Source organism: Citrobacter sp. Igbk 16, assembly GCF_028069755.1.
In the GTDB taxonomy this organism is placed as follows: domain Bacteria; phylum Pseudomonadota; class Gammaproteobacteria; order Enterobacterales; family Enterobacteriaceae; genus Citrobacter.
Genome location: NZ_JANEWJ010000021.1, coordinates 28,766 through 48,214 on the forward strand (window position 1 = coordinate 28,766; position 19,449 = coordinate 48,214).

17 protein-coding genes and 2 tRNA genes are annotated in these 19,449 nt (G+C 50.8%); 15 read left to right on the top strand and 4 right to left on the bottom strand.

The features are described 5' to 3' along the window. Window positions 1-109: 109 nt before the first annotated feature. The 8 genes from ybfF (at window position 110) to tcuB (ending at window position 6,378) form a co-directional block, all read left to right on the top strand. On the top strand, window positions 110-883 hold the full coding sequence (ybfF, locus tag NNO03_RS14735; protein WP_271449855.1) for an esterase: 774 nt from the start codon (window positions 110-112) through the stop codon (window positions 881-883). Between the two features lie 128 nt (window positions 884-1,011). After that, the gene (ybfE, locus tag NNO03_RS14740) at window positions 1,012-1,299 is read left to right on the top strand and encodes a LexA regulated protein (protein ID WP_005121400.1); all 288 of its coding nucleotides are present in this window, start codon (window positions 1,012-1,014) and stop codon (window positions 1,297-1,299) included. Between the two features lie 155 nt (window positions 1,300-1,454). After that, window positions 1,455-1,985 carry a flavodoxin FldA gene (gene fldA, locus NNO03_RS14745; RefSeq protein ID WP_003022839.1) on the top strand — a complete coding sequence of 177 codons (531 nt, stop codon included), beginning with the start codon at window positions 1,455-1,457 and terminating at the stop codon, window positions 1,983-1,985. Window positions 1,986-2,195: 210 nt separating this feature from the next. Further along, window positions 2,196-2,282 carry a ryhB-regulated fur leader peptide gene (locus NNO03_RS14750; RefSeq protein ID WP_100247215.1) on the top strand — a complete coding sequence of 29 codons (87 nt, stop codon included), beginning with the start codon at window positions 2,196-2,198 and terminating at the stop codon, window positions 2,280-2,282. Then, window positions 2,275-2,721 (top strand): ferric iron uptake transcriptional regulator, encoded by a 447-nt coding sequence (fur, locus tag NNO03_RS14755; protein ID WP_271441586.1) that lies wholly within the window; start codon window positions 2,275-2,277, stop codon window positions 2,719-2,721. The genes NNO03_RS14750 and fur overlap by 8 nt, the downstream gene beginning before the upstream one ends. Window positions 2,722-2,851: 130 nt before the next feature. Further along, window positions 2,852-3,778, top strand: coding sequence for a tricarballylate utilization LysR family transcriptional regulator TcuR (gene tcuR, locus NNO03_RS14760; protein ID WP_271449856.1), 927 nt, complete (start codon window positions 2,852-2,854; stop codon window positions 3,776-3,778). 97 nt (window positions 3,779-3,875) lie between these two features. Further along, window positions 3,876-5,279 (top strand): FAD-dependent tricarballylate dehydrogenase TcuA, encoded by a 1,404-nt coding sequence (tcuA, locus tag NNO03_RS14765; protein WP_271449857.1) that lies wholly within the window; start codon window positions 3,876-3,878, stop codon window positions 5,277-5,279. Further along, window positions 5,266-6,378 carry a tricarballylate utilization 4Fe-4S protein TcuB gene (tcuB, locus tag NNO03_RS14770; RefSeq protein ID WP_271449858.1) on the top strand — a complete coding sequence of 371 codons (1,113 nt, stop codon included), beginning with the start codon at window positions 5,266-5,268 and terminating at the stop codon, window positions 6,376-6,378. Before tcuA ends, tcuB begins: the two co-directional genes overlap by 14 nt. Before the next feature lie 51 nt (window positions 6,379-6,429). Here tcuB and chiQ read toward each other — a convergent pair whose 3' ends face one another. The 4 genes from chiQ to nagE form a co-directional block, all read right to left on the bottom strand. Next, entirely contained in the window at window positions 6,430-6,762 is a 333-nt protein-coding gene (chiQ, locus tag NNO03_RS14775) for a ChiQ/YbfN family lipoprotein (protein ID WP_005121405.1), read from the bottom strand. Between the two features lie 49 nt (window positions 6,763-6,811). Next, window positions 6,812-8,218, bottom strand: coding sequence for a chitoporin (gene chiP / locus NNO03_RS14780; RefSeq protein ID WP_137384491.1), 1,407 nt, complete (start codon window positions 8,216-8,218; stop codon window positions 6,812-6,814). Window positions 8,219-8,654: 436 nt separating this feature from the next. Continuing rightward, complete coding sequence (glnS, locus tag NNO03_RS14785) at window positions 8,655-10,322, bottom strand: glutamine--tRNA ligase (protein ID WP_271449859.1); 1,668 nt, start codon at window positions 10,320-10,322, stop codon at window positions 8,655-8,657. A gap of 212 nt (window positions 10,323-10,534) precedes the next feature. After that, entirely contained in the window at window positions 10,535-12,484 is a 1,950-nt protein-coding gene (nagE, locus tag NNO03_RS14790) for a PTS N-acetyl glucosamine transporter subunit IIABC (protein WP_271449860.1), read from the bottom strand. 350 nt (window positions 12,485-12,834) lie between these two features. Between nagE and nagB the strand changes: the two genes are divergently transcribed. The 7 genes from nagB to NNO03_RS14825 all read left to right on the top strand — a co-directional run bounded on the left by nagB (window position 12,835) and on the right by NNO03_RS14825 (window position 19,433). Continuing rightward, on the top strand, window positions 12,835-13,635 hold the full coding sequence (gene nagB, locus NNO03_RS14795) for a glucosamine-6-phosphate deaminase (protein ID WP_003022803.1): 801 nt from the start codon (window positions 12,835-12,837) through the stop codon (window positions 13,633-13,635). Window positions 13,636-13,695: 60 nt separating this feature from the next. Further along, window positions 13,696-14,844, top strand: a complete 1,149-nt coding sequence (gene nagA, locus NNO03_RS14800) for an N-acetylglucosamine-6-phosphate deacetylase (protein WP_271449861.1) — start codon at window positions 13,696-13,698, stop codon at window positions 14,842-14,844. Window positions 14,845-14,852: 8 nt separating this feature from the next. Next, complete coding sequence (locus NNO03_RS14805) at window positions 14,853-16,073, top strand: N-acetylglucosamine repressor (protein ID WP_137384495.1); 1,221 nt, start codon at window positions 14,853-14,855, stop codon at window positions 16,071-16,073. A gap of 250 nt (window positions 16,074-16,323) precedes the next feature. After that, the gene (gene nagD, locus NNO03_RS14810) at window positions 16,324-17,076 is read left to right on the top strand and encodes a ribonucleotide monophosphatase NagD (protein ID WP_137345352.1); all 753 of its coding nucleotides are present in this window, start codon (window positions 16,324-16,326) and stop codon (window positions 17,074-17,076) included. Window positions 17,077-17,375: 299 nt separating this feature from the next. Next, the gene (asnB, locus tag NNO03_RS14815) at window positions 17,376-19,040 is read left to right on the top strand and encodes an asparagine synthase B (RefSeq protein ID WP_271449862.1); all 1,665 of its coding nucleotides are present in this window, start codon (window positions 17,376-17,378) and stop codon (window positions 19,038-19,040) included. Between the two features lie 223 nt (window positions 19,041-19,263). After that, window positions 19,264-19,340, top strand: a tRNA-Met gene (locus NNO03_RS14820). Between the two features lie 8 nt (window positions 19,341-19,348). Further along, window positions 19,349-19,433: transfer RNA gene (locus tag NNO03_RS14825), tRNA-Leu, on the top strand. Window positions 19,434-19,449 lie beyond the last annotated feature (16 nt).

The window sequence follows — 19,449 nt, forward strand, 5'->3', positions numbered from 1 at the left end:
TCGAGCCTGGTGACCAGCAAAACTCGGAGTAACCGTAGTTGTTGCAGCCATGTGGCAGAATGGTCAACATGATACCCTAACCCGTGAGTGTGAAAAAAAGAACTTTGCCATGAAATTGAATATCCGAGCGCAATCTGCGCAAAACCCGCACAATAATTCTCCCATCGTCCTGGTTCACGGTCTGTTTGGCAGTCTGGATAATCTGGGCATACTGGCACGCTCCCTGGTCGTTGATCACGATATCATCCAGGTCGATATGCGAAATCATGGCCTCTCTCCCCGCTCACCGGAGATGAATTATCCTGCAATGGCGCAGGATCTGTTGGATACCCTCGATGAGCAACACATCGAAAAAGCGACCTTTATTGGGCACTCCATGGGGGGCAAAGCCGTCATGGCACTGACCGCACTGGCACCGGAACGCATCGATCAACTGGTCGCCATCGATATTGCACCGGTTGACTATCACGTACGCCGCCACGATGAGATTTTTGCCGCCATTAACGCGGTAACAGATGCCCAGGCTTCCTCTCGCCAGCAGGCCGCAAGCGTCATGCGTCAGCATTTGCAAGAAGAAGGCGTGATCCAGTTTCTGCTGAAATCCTTTGTTGACGGCGAGTGGCGCTTTAACGTCCCGGTGTTGTGGGATCAGTATCCCCATATCGTAGGATGGGAAACCATACCCGCCTGGGAACATCCGGCGTTGTTTATCCCCGGCGGTAATTCACCTTATGTGACACAAGCGTATCGCGAGCAATTACTGGCCCAGTTTCCGCAGGCCCGCGCCCACGTTATTGCCGGCGCAGGCCATTGGGTACATGCGGAAAAACCCGATGCGGTGCTGCGCGCTATCCGTCGTTATCTGAGTGAGAAGGTTAACTGATTAAAAACTCAGCGTCCGCGCGCGATTACGTGCGTGGGCGTTGGCGCGCCTCCCCTGCTGATGTATTATGGCGCGCTATCCATCCGGGCAGACGCCTGGCTGATTGTTTCCCCGAAGTCACCAAGATCATGGCCAAAGAACAAACGGACCGTACGACATTAGATCTGTTCGCGCAGGAGCGTCGCCCGGGACGACCCAAAACCAATCCGCTTTCGCGTGATGAACAGTTACGTATTAATAAACGTAATCAGCTTAAACGCGACAAAGTTCGTGGACTCAAGCGTGTCGAACTGAAATTGAACGCGGATGCCGTTGACGCTCTAAATGAGTTGGCGGAAGCGCGCAACATGAGTCGCAGTGAACTCATCGAAGAGATGCTGATGAACCAACTCACCGCATTGCGCGGTCAGGCATAGTCTGAATTTCTGCTCTAAATCATAAATCGTGTAGCACAGAGTGCAGTCCCGCGTGTTTGCTGTTTCCGCATGCCGGACTGTTCTGCTATGATTGCCCTTATCCGTGGGCAATGCGCCACCACCATTTCAATAAGTTTCAAGAGGTTATTTTACTCATGGCAATCACTGGCATCTTTTTCGGCAGCGACACCGGTAATACCGAAAATATCGCAAAAATGATTCAAAAACAGCTTGGTAAAGACGTTGCCGATGTACATGACATTGCAAAAAGCAGCAAAGAAGACCTGGAAGGGTATGACATTCTGCTGCTCGGCATCCCAACCTGGTACTACGGTGAAGCGCAGTGCGACTGGGATGACTTCTTCCCTACTCTGGAAGACATTGATTTTAACGGTAAACTGGTGGCATTGTTCGGCTGTGGCGACCAGGAAGATTACGCAGAATATTTCTGTGATGCGTTAGGCACCATCCGCGACATCATCGAGCCACGCGGCGCTACCATCGTCGGCCACTGGCCAACGGCGGGCTACCATTTTGAAGCGTCCAAAGGCCTGGCAGATGACGACCACTTTGTGGGTCTGGCTATCGATGAAGATCGCCAGCCGGAACTGACCGCTGAGCGCGTAGAAAAATGGGTTAAGCAGATCTCTGAAGAGCTGCACCTCGACGAAATCATCAATGCCTGATTTCGTGCGGCGTAGATATTCATCTGCGCCGCATCAATAGATAAAACCAATCAAAATAATTGCTACAAATTTGTAACTTTTTCGACTGACCCTGTACAATGGCTGGATGCCAATCGGGTATTGCACAGTGTGTTTGTTGGTGATACCACGTTTTGATTAACAATATTTGCCAGAGACTTGCAGTTTTCATTTAGGCATGGCAGTTCTATAATGATACGCATTATCTCAAGTGCAATTTCTGTCACTTCTGTTAATGAAGTGAACCGTTTAGCTACAGGACAGATTCCGCATGACTGACAACAATACCGCATTAAAGAAGGCTGGCCTGAAAGTAACGCTTCCTCGTTTAAAGATTCTGGAAGTTCTTCAGGAACCGGATAACCATCACGTCAGTGCGGAAGACTTATACAAACGCCTGATCGACATGGGTGAAGAAATTGGTCTGGCGACCGTGTATCGCGTGCTGAACCAATTTGATGATGCCGGTATCGTGACCCGCCACAATTTTGAAGGTGGTAAATCCGTCTTCGAACTGACCCAGCAACATCATCACGATCACCTGATTTGCCTTGACTGCGGCAAAGTGGTCGAATTCAGCGATGACTCCATCGAAGCGCGTCAACGTGAGATTGCGGCTAAACATGGTATTCGTTTAACTAACCATAGCCTCTATCTTTACGGTCACTGCGCTGAAGGCGATTGCCGCGAAGATGATCATGCGCACGACGCCAAATAATGTGATGCTTTCTGAAAAGCCAACCTTACGGTTGGCTTTTTTTATAGACGCAATCTGACCTTTCTCCCCTTCCTTCCAACTCAATGTTGCTTTACTTTAAAACTCATCTTGCCTTCATCGGAGAGTCGAAATGGAACTTCGCCAGTTACGCTATTTTGTGCGCATTGTAGAAACCGGCAGCATGGGTAGCGCAGCGCTCGACCTCAATATCGGTGTTTCGGCGCTCAGTCAGCAAATGACCCGCCTGGAAAACGAACTCGCCATACGTCTGCTGCAACGGACTTCTCGTGGCGTGACGCCCACCAGCGCTGGACTGGCTTTTTACTCTCAGGCACAACTGGCATTACGCCACGCAGACGATGCCATCCTTGCGGCACGGGAGGCCAGACTTTCCGGGCACGTCAGCGTCGGTATGGCACCCAGCACCGCTTCCGTTCTCGGGATGCCTTTCATCAACGCTATGCGGGAAAGCTATGCCGATGTCCGCCTGCATGTAGTGGAAAGTCTCTCTGGCAATCTGGAACGAATGATTAATACCCGTCAAATTGATTTGGCCGTGGTCTTTCAGAAGGAAAAAATCCTGCGCTGGAGCGCCAGAGCAATTCTTGAGGAACAGTTATTTTTGATTGGTACTCATAACTTGCTGGCAGGTATTGCGGATGACACTATCGCCCCTGCCGAACTGGTTAATATTCCATTGATAATGCCAAGCCCAGGACATGGTCTGCGCGGCAGACTGGATGCTATCAGTCAGGAGCATGCGCTGAACATTGAGATCGCCACAGAAATTGACGGCCTGACGCTACTGATGCACGCCGTTCGCAGCGGAATTGGTGCAACACTTCAGCCCGGCGCGGCAATTTCCCATCTCGATAAAGAGACATTAAGAGTGGTCGGCATCCATAATCCCATACTTAGCCGCCCCAACTTTTTGGTCAGCCTTTCTGACGATGAACTCACCCCAGCAGGCCTCGCTGCCCGTGTGGTACTCACCAAAGTGATGCATCAACTGGTGGAATCTGGACACTGGCCAGGTGCTACCCTTTACAATAATTAAAGGGCTGTTTAGCATCACGTCATAGCGTCCCCACAACTTACTCGTATACATTTTAATTACAAACTTAACAATTGGTTAAGTGGTAATGGAGTCTGCGATGGTTGATGTTCTGGTGATTGGCGGCGGCAATGCAGCACTATGTGCCGCTTTAACCGCCCGGGAGCAAGGCGCTTCGGTATTGCTGCTTGAGGCGGCCCCGCGTGAATGGCGCGGAGGGAACTCCCAACACACGCGTAATTTACGTTGTATGCATGATGCGCCACAGGATGTACTGGTGGAGAGCTATCCTGAAGAGGAATTCTGGCAGGACCTCTGGCGTGTAACGGAAGGTAATACCAACGAAGCACTGGCTCGGCTGGTGATCCGTACCTCTTCCCAATGCCGCGACTGGATGCGCCAGCACGGCGTTAACTTTCAACCGCCACTTTCTGGCGCTTTGCATGTCGCGCGAACGAATGCCTTCTTTATGGGCGGAGGAAAAGCACTCGTAAACGCCTATTATCGCAGCGCAGAAAAACTGGGGGTGCAAATCCGCTATAACACACCAGTCCAGGCACTTGAACTGCATAATGGCAAGTTCGTGGCAGCACTGGCAGGTGCAGAACGCATTCCGGCAAAGACCTGTGTACTTGCTGCTGGCGGGTTTGAATCTAACCGCGAATGGCTGCGAGAAGCATGGGGTGAGAACGCCCGCGGTGAATGGCCAGCGGATAACTTCCTCATTCGCGGCACGCGCTTTAATCAGGGCGTACTACTCAAATTTATGATCGATGCCGGCGCGGACATTATCGGCGAGCCCTCCCAGTCACACTGCGTGGCGATTGATGCCCGGGCTCCCTTATATGACGGCGGAATTTGCACCCGGGTGGACTGTGTCTCTCTGGGCATCGTAGTGAACCGTGATGCAGAACGATTTTATGATGAAGGCGAGGATTTCTGGCCAAAACGTTATGCAATCTGGGGACGTCTGGTTGCCCACCAGCCCGGACAAATTGGTTACTCCATTATCGACAGTAAAGCGATCGGTCACTTCATGCCCCCGGTTTTTCCTGGTGCACAGGCCAATACGTTAGCAGAGCTGGCACGTCAGTTGGGACTGGATACTGAGCGCTTTACCCATACTGTCATGCAGTACAACAGCGCCTGCCGGCCAGGGCACTTTGACCACACAACACTGGATAACTGTGCAACACAAAATCTGACACCGGCAAAAACACATTGGGCGCGACCACTGGATACGCCACCTTACTATGGCTATGCCTTACGTCCGGGGATCACCTTCACCTACCTGGGGTTAAAGGTGAATGAACACGCCGCGGTGCATTTTGCAGGGCTTCCAAGTCGCAATCTGTTCGTAGCCGGAGAGATGATGGCGGGCAACGTGCTGGGAAAAGGCTACACCGCAGGTGTGGGCATGTCGATAGGGACCACCTTTGGTCGTATTGCCGGAAAAGAAGCCGCTCTGGCAGCACGTGAGGAGGCATATCATGAAACAGCTTGAGAGATTAATTATCGAAGCGAAAATGCTTACCGAACCAGAAGCAGAAGTTGAACGAGTCATGCAAGTTTGCAATGCCTGCCGCTATTGCGAGGGTTTTTGCGCCGTTTTCCCGGCGATGACTCAGCGTCTGGAATTCGGAAAAGCGGATATCAACTATCTGGCCAATTTGTGCCATAACTGCGGCGCCTGCCTGCACGCGTGTCAATACGCACTGCCCCATGAATTTGCCATCAATGTGCCGAAAGCAATGGCAGAAGTAAGGCTGGAAACCTATCAACACTATACGCAACCCGCCACTTTTGGCGCGCTTTATCGCCGGGCTGGCATGACCGTAGCGCTGTCGCTGGTTTTCGGCCTGATCCTGTTTTTACTTCTTGCCATGGGGTTAAAAGGCTCCCTGTTCCATCCTCCGCTGGCTGGAGATTTTTATCAAATTTTCCCGCATAACCTGCTGGCATGGATGTTTGGTTCAGTCTTTATTCTGGCGATGGGTCTGCTCATGGCTGGCGTTTTCCGCTTCTGGCGGGAGATTTCTCCGGGGATGCCGCGTTCTGCTGACATTGCTGAAGCCTCACACAATGCACTGACGCTGAAATATCTCGATGGTGGACACGGTAAAGGTTGTAACGAAGCGGATGATGCTTTCACCCTGATGCGCCGCCGGTTTCATCACTTCACTTTCTACGGTTTTATGCTCTGTTTTGCCGCCACCGTCGTGGCGACAGGCTACCACTACTTTGCCGGCATAGAAGCCCCCTACCCGTTTTTCAGCATCCCGGTCATCCTTGGCATCTTGGGCGGTATTGGTCTGATTATAGGGCCAGCAGGCTTGCTATGGCTGAATTTTAAACGCTCACCGCTACAGGGTGACGCAAGGCAAAAGCCGATGGACCGTGGTTTTATCCTGTTGCTGCTACTGACGAGTCTGACGGGCTTAGCGCTGTTGGCAGGCAGAGATACCTCATGGATGGCTATTTTGCTTGCTATTCATCTTGGTGTCGTCATGGCGCTATTTCTGACCATCCCATACGGAAAATTTGCCCACGGATTCTACCGTTGTGCGGCATTACTCAAGTGGGCAATTGAAAAACAACGCTAAAATGCAAACGGGCGAAGATATCTCTCCGCCCGTTCTTGTTCATACCACGTTTTATTTCGCCGTATTATTACTGCGAATTTCCTGCCAGACCTTATCGCAATCGGCCTTGACGGATTGATCGTTACCCGTACGCGTTGCCTGGATACACTGCTGGTAATCCAGAACGCGCACGCTTTCTTCATTCGCAAACTGCTGGTGCTGTTTTTCTTTCTTCAGCACATTCAACACACTTTGGCAGGCCTCGATTTTCTCCGGCGAGCCCTGTGCGGTATTGATACAAGCGCTGTAGGCTTCCTTAAGACGGCTATCTTCTTTCGGCGCGGGTGATTGCGCGCAGGCAACCAGCCCTGATGCCATGACGGCGATGAGTATCAGCTTTTTCATAACACACTCCTCAACAAAACGGCAGGCTTGCGGCCTGCCGCTGTCGGCATTAGAAGATGGTGAACGGAGCAATAACGATGAATTTCACGTCACGCTCATCCTGGAAGATGTTACCGTAACCACCGCCCCAGCTTGGAATATCTGAATGGTTGTCGTACTGCGTGAAGTGCAGTTTAAACATAGTGCCCTTCGCACGGCCGTCCTGCAGGGTATAGACCGCATCCAGGCTGTAAGACGACTCTTCGATAGTACGATTTTTGTCGTAGTACGCATCCGGGTTGAGCTGCCAGGTTGCCGGTTTAGCATCCCACGCGTAAACGTATGATGCACCCACTGCCCAGCCAGGCAGGTTCCAGTTCTTCAGGTCATACATCGCACCGAAGAACACGGCCTTTTCACCGTTGGCGTTGAAGTCAGAGCGGTTATCCCACCAAACGTCCAGACGACCGTTTGAAGACGCATAGGTCGGGGTCATACGCTGCAGGAAGTAGCCCTGCTGCCCGTCAGCTTTAACCCAGGTCCCTTCCAGTCGCAGATCAACGACTTCTGCCACTTTGTAGCCGAAGGTCAGTGCCTGCAGCCAGGCCGTGCCATCATAAATGTCGTTAACAGTGCGGTCATCTACCTTATCGCGGGCACCGTAGAACTGGTAGCTGGTGGTAAACGGATTACCGCCTAAATCAAATTTGTAGCTGGCTTTGGCGAAATACTGATCGACGTAGCCTTCAGACTGACCGAATGCCGCTTCCAGCAACAGGTTATTTTTGAAGTCATACTTTGCGCCGATTGAATGGAGGTAATCAACTTTGGTCTTTTTATCGGCCTGATAGAATTTATCGACTTCGGTGTGCCACGGTGCTTTATATTCGTTGGCCCACATATAGGAGAAGCTCAGCGCACCCGCATCGCCATAATCGAAGTTGGCACCGGCTTCAGCACCCTGATAGGTACCTGGCATAAAGCTCCAGTGTGGTGCCAGCAGAGTTTGTCCGGTTGGCTGAATATAACCCGCGCGCGCCCAGGTTGGGCCAAATTTAAATTTGGCGGCCGCTTTATACAGGCTAATCCCGCTCTTATCGCCGGAGTAATCTTCGTCATAGCCTTTATTTTTTGAAGAGAATGCGATTTCGTTTGGATGGCCACTTTCGCTACTTTCGTTCATTTCGATAGCGGTAAATGCTGCGACATCAATACCAAACATATCAGCCGCATAACCGGACTGGAAGTCGAGGTTAGCGTTCCAGGTAGAGTGAGAAAGGTTAGTTTTGTATTTGTCATGATCGGTAACGTCTTTACGGTCGCGCTCACGCTGCCAGTAATAAATGCCACCCGTTAAGGTAGAGTCATCAATAAAACCTTCGGCGTGAACCTGAGGAGCGACAACAAAACCCGACATTGCTGTGATACCGGCGATAGCCAGCGCCAGCGTACTACGTTTGCCACTAAACGTACGCATATGTTAATCCTCTTTGACGTATAAAAGCTGTCGACAAAAGCGAACAGCGAAAAAGCAAAAATTAAAAAAGTAGCGCTGAGAAAACCTCATTGACTACAATGAATAGACTATTTTTCGCGACGCGAATTATCAATCTCTTTTTGTAACCAGTATGTAAGAACATGAGCAACCGCACATATTTCATTGCTTTCTGTTACATTTTCATTGGAAGATAAAAAAGCGTTGAATAATTGAAAAAAGACTTGTTTTCCATAAAGATGAAATCGGTTTCAGTCCAGAGTGACTGATAACACAAGGTTTTTGTTAGAAAAATATAAACAGCAAAAATCATTCCTGAATAACAATTATTTCGCTGCGCAAATAGAGTCTGCTAACCATTTTCAGGCGAAAAAAAACGCCGCAGAATGCGGCGTTTGAAAGGATGCGTAACGACGGTTTATTCGCCTACTTTAGCCCATGTATCGCGCAGACCCACGGTGCGGTTAAACACCAGTTTGTCAGCTGTTGCATAGCGGCTGTCGAGGCAGAAGTACCCTTCACGCTCGAACTGGAACGCTTTACCAGCAACCGCGGCCTGTAGCGAAGGCTCACCATAGCCCTGTTTAATCACCAGCGACTCTGGGTTAATAACGGACAGGAAATCTTCCGCAACCCCCGGGTTAGGTACGCTGAACAGACGATCGTACAGGCGGATTTCAATCGGCAGCGCATGAGCCGCACTTACCCAATGAATAACGCCTTTTACTTTACGGCCATCGGCCGGGTCTTTACTCAGCGTGTCAGCATCGTAGGTGCAGAAAATAGTCGTGATATTACCTTCCGCATCTTTCTCTACGCGCTCAGCTTTGATGACGTAAGCATTACGCAGACGGACTTCTTTACCCATCACCAGGCGCTTGTACTGTTTGTTGGCTTCTTCGCGGAAATCGGCCCTGTCGATCCAGATTTCACCGCTGAACGGTACTTCACGGCTGCCCATTTCCGGCTTGCTCGGATGGTTAGGCATAGTGACCAACTCGCTTTCGCCCTGTGGGTAGTTTTCGATAACCAGTTTCACCGGATCGATAACCGCCATTGCGCGCGGTGCGTTTTCGTTCAGATCTTCACGGATGCAGGATTCCAGAGAAGCGATTTCAATGGTGTTATCCTGTTTGGTCACACCGATGCGTTTGCAGAATTCACGAATTGCAGCAGCCGTGTAACCACGACGGCGCAGACCCGAGATAGTCGGCATGCGCGGATCGTCCCAGCCTTCAACGTGCTTATCAGTCACCAGCAGGTTCAGCTTACGCTTAGACATCACAGTGTATTCAAGATTCAGGCGCGAGAATTCGTACTGGCGCGGGTGAACCGGAATGGTGATGTTATCCAGCACCCAGTCGTACAGACGGCGGTTATCCTGGAATTCCAGCGTACACAGTGAATGTGTGATGCCTTCCAGCGCATCGCTGATGCAGTGGGTGAAGTCGTACATCGGATAGATGCACCACTTGTTGCCAGTCTGATGGTGTTCAGCAAACTTAATGCGGTACAGCACCGGGTCACGCATCACGATAAACGGCGAAGCCATATCGATTTTCGCACGCAGGCAGGCTTTACCTTCTTCAAAACCACCGGTACGCATTTTTTCAAACAGCGCGAGGTTTTCTTCAACGCTGCGATCGCGGAACGGGCTGTTTTTACCAGGCTGCGTCAGCGTGCCACGGTATTCACGGATTTCGTCGGCGGACAGTTCGTCGACATACGCCAGACCTTTGTTAATAAGCTCTACCGCGTAAGCATGTAGCTGATCGAAGTAATCCGAAGAGTAGCGAATATCGCCAGTCCAGTGGAAACCTAACCATTCAACGTCGTTTTTAATCGATTCAACGTACTCGATATCTTCTTTAACCGGGTTCGTATCATCAAAACGCAGGTTGCACTGGCCCTGGTAATCTTGCGCAATACCAAAGTTCAGACAAATGGATTTCGCGTGGCCAATGTGCAGATAGCCATTTGGCTCCGGCGGAAAACGGGTATGGATAGTGGTGTGCTTACCACTGGCCAGATCTTCATCGATGATCTGACGAATAAAGTTACTCGGGCGGGCTTCAGCCTCACTCATCGTGGATTCCTCAAAGCGTAAACAACGTATAACGGCATATGATCTTATAAGCCGGACGTAGTGACAACCCTTAGTTACGGAAAATACGTATCAGACAGCTATTATGCGGGCAATTGCTGCAAAAAAAAGCGGCGGAGGATTATCCCCCGCCGCTGTTAATCATCTCATCGTGCCGGATGGCGGCGCTTACGCCTTATCCAGCCTACGAGCAATTACTTACCTTTAATCTCATACAGTGGTGTTTGACCGGCAACGACATGACCTTCGGCTTTAATAACCAGACCACCGAAATCATCGCTATTACTGCAAACAACCGGGCTAATCATGGAACGTGCGTTCGCGTTCAGGTATTCCAGATCCATTTCCAGAATCGGTTGACCTGCTGCAACAACCGCACCTTCTTCAACCAGACGTTTAAAGCCTTTACCTTCCAGTGCCACGGTATCGATACCCATATGGACCACGATTTCCGCGCCTTTTTCCGTTTCCAGACAGAACGCATGGTTGGTGTTGAAGATTTTCACAATGGTACCCGCTGCTGGAGAAACCACGATTTTATCCGTTGGTTTTACCGCCACGCCGTCACCCACTGCTTTGCTGGCGAAGGCTTCATCAGGCACTTGCTCCAGTGCAACCACATCACCGGTAATCGGAGAAACCAGCGCTTCAATGGTGGCTGCATTCGCTACCGCCTGCGGTTTTGCAACCGGGGCAGCCGCTGCCGGAGTACTGTCAGTAGACGCTGCCGCAACCGGGCCACGTGCCACAACTTTCTTCATTTCGTCGCCGATAGATTCAGCTTTCGCACCCACGATGACCTGAATAGTTTGTTTGTTCAGCTTAACCACACCCGATGCGCCTAAACGTTTGCACATCGCATCATTTACGCGGGCAGAATCGCCAACGGTCAGACGCAGGCGGGTGATACAGGCATCAATCGCTTTCAGGTTATCCGTACCGCCAACCGCTGCAATGTAGTTAGTTGCCAGTTGAGCTAAACCTTCTTCGGTATTGCTGTTCGCTTCGTCAGTAACAATCTCGTCTTCTTTATCTTCGCGACCCGGCGTTTTCAGGTTAAACATACGAATAACCGCGCTGAACAGGACGAAGTAAATAACGAAGAACACCAGACCCATGACGACCAGCATCCAGACGTTCTTACTTGCAGCCGGCAGGTTGTACATCAACACGTAGTCAATTGCACCTGCGGAGAAGGAGAAGCCGGCGTGAATCCCCAACAGCGTCGCAACGAACAGGCTGATACCTGTCAGAACAGCGTGCAAGAGGTACAGCAACGGAGCCAGGAACATAAACAGGAATTCCAGCGGCTCGGTAACACCGGTCAGGAATGCGGTGATAGCAACGGACAGCAGCATACCGCCGACCATAGGACGACGTGCTTTCGGCGCGGCGAAGTACATCGCCAGTGCCGCACCCGGCAGACCAAACATCATGATCGGGAAGAAGCCAGACATAAACATACCCGCAGTGCCGTCACCCGCGTAGAAGCGGTTGATATCACCATGGAATACTGTGCCTGCAGCGTTAGTGAATTCACCAATCTGGAACCAGGCGATGGTGTTCAGAACCTGATGCAGACCGGTTGGGATCAGCAGACGGTTGATGAAGCCAAAAATACCGGAACCCAGCGCGCCAGCGCCCACGATCCACTCACCACCCGCATGGATGGCGTTCTGCACCGGCGGCCACACGTAGCCGAAGATAGCAGCCAGCACTAAGCAGAAGAAGCCCGTGGCGATAGGTACAAAACGTTTGCCACCGAAGAAACTCAGGAAATCAGGCAGTTTGATGCCAGACCAACGGTTATACACAGCGCCGCCGACCAGACCGGTGATGATACCTGCCAGAACGCCCATGTTGATCGCTGGGTTAATGGTAACCATTGCTTTGGTCAATATGAAATAACCAACCGCACCTGCCAGCGCTGCCGCCCCCGCGCTGTCTTTAGACCAGCTGGAAGCCACACCGATAGCAAAAATTAACGCGAGGTTATCAAAGATAGCCCCACCCGCTTGCGCGATGAAGGGTACGTTCAGTAAATCTGGTTGGCCGAATCGCAGCAACAGTGCCGCGACTGGCAGCACCGCGATGGGGAGCTGTAACGCCCTACCCAGCCGCTGGAAAAAACCTAAAATATTCATTTTATTCCCCCTACGAGACCCCGATTAGGCTCCTTTGAAGCCATATTTTTATTGTGCGACCATTCCTAACTGCAACAGCAAGAGATTTTGGAACAACAACATTAACCATTCATCTACATTCAGAGTGTGTGAAAAATTAATTCGTATCGCAAATTAAAAGCGTGTTTTTTGTGATTCCAATCACCAAATATCGTTATTAACCCTCCCTTACACTGGCTAACTACGAAAACTTATTTTATCATTCAAAAAATCGAAACGGATTGATCCTTACCGATGCAAAACCAGGTTACGCTTAATACTGCACAGAGACTCAATCCGCCAACTGCTTACATTTACTTTTGAGGTGAAGAATGAGACTGATCCCCCTGAATACCGCTGAACAAGTCGGCAAATGGGCTGCTCGCCATATCGTTAACCGTATTAACGCGTTCAAACCAACGGCAGATCGTCCGTTCGTTCTGGGCCTGCCAACTGGTGGTACTCCGCTGACTGCCTATAAAGCATTAGTCGAAATGCACAAAGCGGGCCAGGTGAGCTTCAAACATGTTGTTACTTTCAACATGGACGAATATGTTGGCCTGCCGAAAGAGCATCCAGAAAGCTATCACAGCTTTATGCACCGCAACTTCTTTGATCATGTTGATATTCCAGCAGAAAACATCAACCTGCTCAATGGTAACGCGCCGGATATTGATGCAGAATGCCGTCAGTATGAAGAGAAAATCCGTTCTTACGGTAAAATCCATCTGTTTATGGGCGGCGTAGGTAACGATGGTCACATTGCGTTCAACGAACCCGCTTCATCTTTAGCTTCCCGTACTCGTATCAAAACGCTGACCCACGACACCCGCGTAGCAAACTCACGCTTCTTTGACGGCGACGTAAGCCAGGTGCCTAAATATGCACTGACCGTAGGCGTGGGCACCTTGTTGGATGCTGAAGAAGTGATGATCCTGGTGCTGGGTCACCAGAAAGCCCAGGCGCTGCAGGCGGCTGTTGAAGGTAACGTTAACCACATGTGGACTATCAGCTGTCTGCAACTGCATCCGAAAGCGGTTGTGGTCTGCGATGAGCCTTCCACTATGGAGCTGAAAGTGAAGACGCTGAAATACTTTAACGAGTTAGAAGCGGAAAATATTAAAGGTCTGTAATGATGTCTCCGCCCTGCCGAAAACGTGCAGGGCGGCATTTTTTTGAAATCGGGGGTCGGAATGTATGCTTTAACCCAGGGCCGGATTTTTACCGGTCACGAAATTCTTGATGACCATGCGATTGTTGTCGCCAATGGCCTGATCGATAGCGTTTGCCCACTGTCTGAATTGCCGCCAGGGATTGAACAACGCTCACTGAATGGGGCCATTGTCTCCCCCGGTTTTATTGATGTGCAGTTAAACGGCTGTGGCGGTGTACAGTTTAACGATACGGCAGAGGCCGTTACCGTTGAGACGCTGGAAATCATGCAGAAAGCCAATGAAAAATCTGGCTGCACCAACTATCTGCCAACGCTAATCACCACCAGCGATGACCTGATGAAGCAGGGCGTTCGCGTCATGCGTGAATACCTCGCTAAGCATCCAAATCAGGCATTAGGGCTACACCTTGAAGGTCCGTGGCTGAATCTGGTGAAAAAAGGTACGCATAATCCGAGCTTTGTCCGCCAGCCAGACGCTGCGCTGGTCGATTTCCTGTGCGATAATGCGGATGTCATCACCAAAGTGACGCTGGCGCCTGAAATGGTTCCTGCCGAAGTGATCACCCAACTGGTGAATGCAGGTATCGTGGTGTCTGCGGGCCACTCTAACGCGACGCTGAAAGAAGCAAAAATCGGTTTCCGTGCAGGCATTTCCTTTGCAACACATCTGTTCAACGCGATGCCTTATATTACCGGCCGCGAACCAGGTCTGGCAGGAGCGGTTCTTGATGAGGCCGATATTTATTGCGGTATCATCGCCGATGGCATGCATGTTGACTATGCCAACATCCGCAATGCCAAACGCCTGAAAGGTGACAAACTGTGCCTGGTGACCGACGCGACTGCACCAGCGGGTGCAAACATTGAACAGTTCATTTTCGCTGGTAAAACAATATACTACCGCAATGGACTGTGTGTTGATGAGAACGGCACGCTGAGCGGTTCATCATTAACCATGATCGAAGGTGTACGCAATCTGGTTGAACATTGCGGTATCGCACTGGACGAAGTCCTGCGTATGGCAACGCTCTACCCTGCTCGCGCCATTGGCGTCGACAAACAACTCGGCAGTATCGCGCCAGGCAAAGTAGCCAACCTGACCGCGTTCACGCACGACTTTAAAATTATCAAGACCATCGTTAATGGCAACGAGGTCGTTACTGAGTAAGAGAAAGAATGACACCAGGCGGACAAGCTCAAATAGGTAATGTTGATCTCGTAAAACAGCTTAACAGCGCGGCAGTTTATCGTCTGATTGACCAGCATGGGCCAATCTCGCGAATTCAGATTGCCGAGCAAAGCCAGCTTGCTCCCGCCAGCGTAACCAAAATTACGCGTCAACTGATTGAACGCGGGCTGATTAAAGAAGTCGATCAGCAGGCCTCCACCGGGGGCCGCCGCGCCATCTCTATCGTCACCGAAACCCGTAATTTCCACGCAATTGGCGTTCGCCTTGGCCGCCACGACACCACGCTGACACTCTATGATATGAGCAGCAAAGTGGTTGCCGAAGAGCATTATCCGCTACCAGAGCGCACCCAGGAAACACTGGAGCACGCGCTGCTCAATACGATTGCCACCTTTATTGACAGTTGCCAGCGGAAAATCCGTGAGCTGATTGCAATCTCCGTTATCCTGCCAGGCCTCGTTGACCCCGAAAGTGGCGTCATTCGCTATATGCCCCATATTCAGGTTGAAAACTGGGGACTGGTCGACGCACTGGAAAAACGTTTTCAGGTCACCTGTTTTGTCGGTCATGATATCCGCAGCCTGGCACTTGCCGAGCACTATTTTGGGGCAAGTCAGGACTGCGAAGACTCCATTCTGGTGCGTGTCCATCGCGGAACCGGCGCAGGGATTATCTCCAACGGGCGTATTTTCATCGGACGCAACGGCAACGTGGGCGAAATAGGCCATATCCAGGTTGAGCCACTGGGCGAACGCTGCCATTGCGGTAACTTTGGTTGCCTGGAAACGATCGCTGCCAATGCGTCCATTGAACATCGCGTACAAAATTTACTGAAACAAGGCTATCCGAGCCGTCTCACGTTGGACGATTGCAGTATCAAAGCTATCTGCAAGGCAGCCAACAAAGGTGACAATCTGGCAGCAGAAGTTATCGAGCACGTGGGTCGCCACCTGGGTAAAACCATCGCGATTGCGATTAACCTGTTTAATCCGCAAAAAGTCGTCATCGCCGGTGAGATTACCGAAGCAGATAAAGTCCTGCTTCCGGCAATAGAAAGCTGCATTAATAATCAGGCACTGAAGGCGTTTCGCCACAATTTACCGGTGGTACGTTCCACGCTGGATCACCGTTCAGCGATTGGTGCATTTGCGCTGGTGAAGCGCGCCATGCTCAATGGTTCATTGCTGCAACGTTTGCTGGAAAGCTAATGCTCTCATATAGTAGTGGATTACTATACCCTAAATAATTCGAGTTACAGGACAAAACGCATTAGCGTTTTGAACAGCGCTTGTGCTGGCCCCGTAGGGGTGAGGCCGCTTGGCCGAATAACGCGGCGACGCAGCGAATCCCCTGGAGTGTACACCAGTACGTGACTGGGGTGAGCGAGGAAAGCCAACGCACATGCAACTTGAAGTATGACGGGTATATAAGACTCATAACGAATTCCCTGGGTAGTTCATGACCATTAAGAATGTAATTTGTGATATCGACGGCGTGCTGATGCACGACAATGTTGCCGTACCCGGTGCGGCAGAATTTCTGACCGGCATTCTGGAGAAAGGTTTACCGTTAGTCCTGCTGACGAACTACCCTTCGCAGACCGGGCAAGATCTGGCAAACCGCTTCGCCACCGCGGGTGTGAATGTCCCCGATAGCGTCTTTTATACTTCCGCCATGGCTACTGCTGATTTTCTCCGTCGCCAGGAAGGGAAAAAAGCCTACGTGGTGGGTGAAGGCGCGTTAATCCATGAGCTGTATAAAGCAGGCTTTACTATTACCGACGTTAACCCTGATTTTGTCATTGTCGGAGAGACCCGTTCGTACAACTGGGACATGATGCATAAAGCGGCTTACTTTGTGGCTAACGGCGCACGTTTTATCGCCACCAACCCGGATACCCACGGTCGCGGCTTTTACCCTGCCTGTGGTGCGCTCTGCGCCGGTATTGAGAAGATCTCCGGCCGTAAACCATTTTATGTCGGCAAACCCAGCCCGTGGATTATTCGCGCGGCACTCAACAAAATGCAGGCGCACTCAGAAGAAACGGTCATTGTTGGCGACAACCTGCGCACTGATATTCTGGCAGGCTTCCAGGCGGGTCTGGAAACTATCCTGGTTCTGTCTGGTGTATCCAAGCTTGATGATATTGACAACATGCCATTCAGACCAAGCTGGATCTATCCCTCCGTTGCAGAGATTGATGTGATTTGATCCCAGGCCGGATAAGACGCACGCGCGTCATCATCCGGCAATGTTGCGGCGTGAATACCGGATGATGGTGTAAGCGCCTTATTCGGCCCACAGAAATACCCCATCTAATAAAATTGCCATTTTATTGATGATTCATCAATAAATGCGCTCATTACGTAATCTTTTTTCACCATTCAACAATCATCATTGAGTTTTTTATTTTCAGCGCGCCAAACTCCTTGCGCCCCCAGCGGCTTTGCGGCATTTTCTTTATCAAGCAAACATAAAAAGCATCACGCAACAGGTTAACGGAGAAGGTTATGTGTTCTATTTTTGGCGTATTCGATATTAAAACAGACGCAGTTGAACTGCGTAAAAAGGCTCTGGAATTGTCCCGTCTGATGCGCCACCGCGGCCCGGACTGGTCTGGTATTCACGCCAGTGACAACGCCATTCTGGCGCACGAACGTCTGTCTATTGTCGACGTCAATGCGGGCGCTCAGCCGCTGTATAACGTGAAGAAAACACATATCCTGGCTGTTAACGGTGAGATTTATAACCATCAGGCGCTGCGTGCTGAATACGGCGATCGCTATCAGTTCCAGACCGGTTCTGACTGCGAAGTGATCCTTGCGCTGTATCAGGAAAAAGGTCCAGAGTTTCTGGATGACCTGCAAGGCATGTTTGCCTTCGCACTGTACGACAGCGAGCAGGACGCTTACCTGATTGGCCGCGATCACATCGGCATCATCCCACTGTATATGGGCTACGACGAACACGGTAACTTCTACGTTGCGTCTGAAATGAAGGCGCTGGTTCCGGTATGCCGCACAATCAAAGAATTCCCGGCCGGTAGCTATCTGTGGAGTAAAGACGGCGAAATTCGTCAGTATTACCAGCGTGACTGGTTTGATTACGATGCAGTAAAAGACAACGTTACGGATAAAAACGAGCTGCGTCAGGCACTGGAAGATGCCGTGAAAAGTCACCTGATGTCCGATGTTCCTTACGGCGTGCTGTTATCCGGTGGTCTGGACTCCTCCGTGATTTCCGCCATCACGAAAAAGTATGCGGCGCGTCGTGTAGAAGATCAGGAACGCAGTGAAGCCTGGTGGCCGCAACTGCACTCTTTCGCGGTTGGCCTTGAAGGCGCACCGGACCTGAAAGCCGCGCAGGAAGTGGCAAACCACCTTGGTACTGTCCACCACGAGATCCATTTCACCGTGCAGGAAGGTCTGGATGCTATTCGCGACGTGATTTATCACATCGAAACCTATGATGTCACAACCATTCGTGCCTCAACGCCGATGTACTTAATGTCGCGCAAGATTAAAGCAATGGGCATTAAAATGGTGTTATCGGGTGAAGGGTCAGATGAAGTGTTTGGCGGCTATCTCTACTTCCACAAAGCGCCAGACGCGAAAGAGTTGCACGAAGAAACCGTGCGTAAACTGCAGGCGCTGCACATGTTCGACTGCGCCCGTGCCAACAAAGCAATGTCTGCCTGGGGTGTCGAAGCCCGTGTGCCTTTCCTGGACAAAAAATTCCTTGATGTGGCAATGCGCATCAACCCACAGGACAAAATGTGCGGCAACGGAAAAATGGAAAAACATGTCCTGCGCGAATGTTTTGAATCGTATCTGCCCGCCAGCGTGGCGTGGCGTCAGAAAGAGCAGTTCTCTGACGGCGTCGGTTACAGCTGGATTGACACGCTGAAAGAAGTCGCTGCAGAGCAAGTTTCCGACCAACAACTGGAAACCGCCAGCTTCCGCTTCCCGTATAACACGCCATCATCTAAAGAAGCGTATTTGTATCGTGAGATTTTTGAGGAACTGTTCCCGGTTGCCAGCGCGGCTGAATGTGTTCCTGGTGGCCCTTCTGTTGCCTGTTCTTCAGCAAAAGCCATTGAATGGGATGAAGCGTTCAAAACCATGAACGATCCGTCTGGTCGCGCGGTTGGCGTGCATCAGTCAGCCTATAAGTAAGCGAATCATCAGCAAAGAGCCCTGCGGGGCTCTTTTTTTATGTCGATTTAACGTGCGAAAAAACAATTAATAACTAATAATTGCCGAATATTGCGTCATGCTGTTCGCAACCTAACCAAACAGTCACATTCCAGCTATTTTCAATGAAAAAGGGGTTGACGCTTCAAGGCTCAATACGCATAATGCGCCCCGCAACGCCGATAAGGTTACGCGAAAAAAAGATGGCTACGTAGCTCAGCTGGTTAGAGCACATCACTCATAATGATGGGGTCACAGGTTCGAATCCCGTCGTAGCCACCATCTTTTTTGCGGGAGTGGCGAAATTGGTAGACGCACCAGATTTAGGTTCTGGCGCCGCAAGGTGTGCGAGTTCAAGTCTCGCCTCCCGCACCATTCACCCGTAAGCGTT

Coding starts and splice junctions, on each gene's coding strand:
- fldA (WP_003022839.1), top strand. CDS start 1,455: ATGGCAATCACTGGCATCTTTTTCGGCAGCGACACCGGTAATACCGAA.
- nagA (WP_271449861.1), top strand. CDS start 13,696: ATGTATGCTTTAACCCAGGGCCGGATTTTTACCGGTCACGAAATTCTT.
- nagD (WP_137345352.1), top strand. CDS start 16,324: ATGACCATTAAGAATGTAATTTGTGATATCGACGGCGTGCTGATGCAC.
- tcuR (WP_271449856.1), top strand. CDS start 2,852: ATGGAACTTCGCCAGTTACGCTATTTTGTGCGCATTGTAGAAACCGGC.
- nagE (WP_271449860.1), bottom strand. CDS start 12,484: ATGAATATTTTAGGTTTTTTCCAGCGGCTGGGTAGGGCGTTACAGCTC.
- chiP (WP_137384491.1), bottom strand. CDS start 8,218: ATGCGTACGTTTAGTGGCAAACGTAGTACGCTGGCGCTGGCTATCGCC.
- glnS (WP_271449859.1), bottom strand. CDS start 10,322: ATGAGTGAGGCTGAAGCCCGCCCGAGTAACTTTATTCGTCAGATCATC.
- tcuA (WP_271449857.1), top strand. CDS start 3,876: ATGGTTGATGTTCTGGTGATTGGCGGCGGCAATGCAGCACTATGTGCC.
- ybfF (WP_271449855.1), top strand. CDS start 110: ATGAAATTGAATATCCGAGCGCAATCTGCGCAAAACCCGCACAATAAT.
- fur (WP_271441586.1), top strand. CDS start 2,275: ATGACTGACAACAATACCGCATTAAAGAAGGCTGGCCTGAAAGTAACG.
- ybfE (WP_005121400.1), top strand. CDS start 1,012: ATGGCCAAAGAACAAACGGACCGTACGACATTAGATCTGTTCGCGCAG.
- chiQ (WP_005121405.1), bottom strand. CDS start 6,762: ATGAAAAAGCTGATACTCATCGCCGTCATGGCATCAGGGCTGGTTGCC.
- tcuB (WP_271449858.1), top strand. CDS start 5,266: ATGAAACAGCTTGAGAGATTAATTATCGAAGCGAAAATGCTTACCGAA.
- nagB (WP_003022803.1), top strand. CDS start 12,835: ATGAGACTGATCCCCCTGAATACCGCTGAACAAGTCGGCAAATGGGCT.
- NNO03_RS14805 (WP_137384495.1), top strand. CDS start 14,853: ATGACACCAGGCGGACAAGCTCAAATAGGTAATGTTGATCTCGTAAAA.
- NNO03_RS14750 (WP_100247215.1), top strand. CDS start 2,196: ATGATACGCATTATCTCAAGTGCAATTTCTGTCACTTCTGTTAATGAA.
- asnB (WP_271449862.1), top strand. CDS start 17,376: ATGTGTTCTATTTTTGGCGTATTCGATATTAAAACAGACGCAGTTGAA.